Source organism: Moorena sp. SIO3I6 (assembly GCF_010672095.1).
The window spans coordinates 1-2,401 of sequence record NZ_JAAHHU010000707.1 but is presented as its reverse complement, the minus strand read 5'-3'; the positions used below and the strand labels follow the sequence as shown (position 1 = coordinate 2,401).

The 2,401-nt window shown below is 37.0% G+C and carries 2 pseudogenes; one reads left to right on the top strand and one right to left on the bottom strand.

The annotated features are described in order from the left end of the window. A pseudogene (locus tag F6K49_RS41640) lies at window positions 1–335 on the top strand (DNA replication and repair protein RecF); the annotation flags it as partial. Between the two features lie 359 nt (window positions 336–694). Here the strand turns inward: F6K49_RS41640 and F6K49_RS41635 are convergent. Continuing rightward, window positions 695–1,780: pseudogene (locus F6K49_RS41635) on the bottom strand (IS4 family transposase). Window positions 1,781–2,401: the final 621 nt, after the last annotated feature.

Here is a 2,401-nt window from a genome sequence, read left to right as displayed (position 1 = left end):
TCGGTCCTCACCGGGATGATGTACAGTTTACCATTAATCAGACTCCAGCCAAGTCCTATGGTTCTCAGGGTCAACAGCGAACGTTGGTATTAGCGCTTAAGTTAGCTGAATTGAAGCTGATTGAAGAGGTGGTGGGAGAGCCACCTCTGTTGTTACTAGATGATGTATTAGCTGAACTAGACCTGAATCGGCAAAATTTACTGTTGGATGCTATTCAGGATCGGTTTCAGACTTTAATTACTACTACTCACTTGGGAGCTTTTGATTCCCAATGGCTGAATTCGTCTCAGATTCTTTCAGTGCAAGCAGGACAAATTAAAAGGTTGGAAGCTTGATAGTTACTAGTTACTAGTTACTAGTTAATTTTTGCTCGGGTAAACTGCTTTTTACCCTGACCACTAGAAGTTGGAGCTATACAACCCACTCAAACGCACTTAAAGATGTAATATAAACAAATATGTTGTTTTGGAAAGGACGCCAAGGACGCTACTGCGTCGCGCTACGCAATGGCTGGATTGACGCTTGGATAGTGATTTAGAACATCCTTAATAAATTTAAACCTACACAGGGACTTGCCATTAGTCAAGCTTAGCTATAAGATTATACAGGTTTAAAATAACCAAGAAATTGGATCAAACTGACTTATAACTACTCCATCAATTAAAAGGAGTTTCTGGGGGGGCGACGAAATAAGCTAAAACCCAGACTCTATAAGCGATATAGCCCTTAGACCTCGTTGATAATACTTTCGTTTATTAGGATTTAGTCTCATTAATTCGGTTACTAATTCTATACAAATATCTTTGAAATTAACCCAGGTTTGACCATATAAACCAACGTAAAAACTGCTATTTCTGCGCTCTATTCTATCAGGTTCTTTGACACGAGCCACATAGGTTTGTATTCCTTGACGTTTAATATGCTGACCTTTAATAGTTGCAGAAGTGTAAGCTATAGCTATCAATAAAACTAAAGAAATAAACCGTTCACCTTCAACTTTAGTATTCTCTAAATGATAACCACCAGTCTTGAAGTCTCTAAACATTTCCTCTATATTAAATCTTTTTTTGTAAGCTGAAATTGCCAGCTCTAAGCTATCAAAGTTTGTCAGAATAAACCATCCTTCCTTAGGAGCTATACCTTTGAGTTTACGTTGCCACTTACAAGCTACATTAAAACTTGTAAATCCCCGAGTCTTAGTCACTTTTACTCCTTGTATAAATAAAGACACTCCAGGTATTAAACCTAAATCATTGAGTGCCACCCAATTATCTTTTTTATATTCAACAAACTCATTCTTTTTTAAACGTAAACAAAAGTATACACCCAAGCTCTGAAGATACTTAGCTAGTTTAACAGAGCAAAATTCTCTATCTCCTAATACACACACTTTATAGTTTTTAATAATCGGGACAATCTTTGATAAAATACTTTGTTGTTCTGTTAAATTACTACTCCCTAACTTGGGCAACAAAGTAAAATATATTGGAAACGCTCTTTTATCCCAAATAAGGCTAACCATGAATAAATTAATGCGACCCCAATTTGTTCTATCAATTGCTAGATAAATTAGGGTTTCTGAAGTAAAGTATGTTTTCAATAATTCTTCAAATATTGGAAACCAAATTTTTTCAATTGTTAGGTTTGGTAAGGATAAAAATCTTTGTAGTCTTTTTCTTCTACTTTCAAATTTAATTGGTAAAGGGAGAGTATTGGCTAATTTTTATAAGTTAACTTTTTTAATTGACTGTAAGAGATTGATCAGAATTTTTAAAAAAATCTATTCAGTTAGACTAAGTTGACTTTTTAGGTGGTTTTGGTAGAATGCTGGTAACATTGTTAATAAGTAGGTCTTGTTGCAAATTAGAGACCTACCTTTTTTTACCACAAAATGCTACTAACTTTACATAGCAAGCATTTCAGCCTGTTTCGTCGCCCCCCCAGGTGTTTCAGTCACTTTCACCATTTAAATGTAACGAGGCGGCAAACGTTCACTTTCGTTAACCATTGTCAGTCTTCCTGCGAGCAGTTCAAATGTTGTGACTACACTTTATACCACCATTCCTTTTCAGGATTTTATCGAGAATCTGCACACAGGTTCCGATTACTCTTCCCCTCTCATCTCGGCAGGCTGAGGGATGCACTCCTCAGAAAACCATTTCAGGTTTCGATTCATTCAGACGCTTTCACGTCGCACGATATCTCCACTTTTATTATAGCACAAAATCTTATAATTATAGCATATTTTGAAAACTTTTGTAAATTTTTGGGGGAGTAGGGAGTAGGGAATCGGGAATCGGGAATCGGGTAGGGTGCGTTAGGGGCGGGCTTGCCAGCATGTTCAACCTCCTCGTAACCAGTGTTGGGATAGTCCGCACCGTAACGCACCACCAGTCAAACT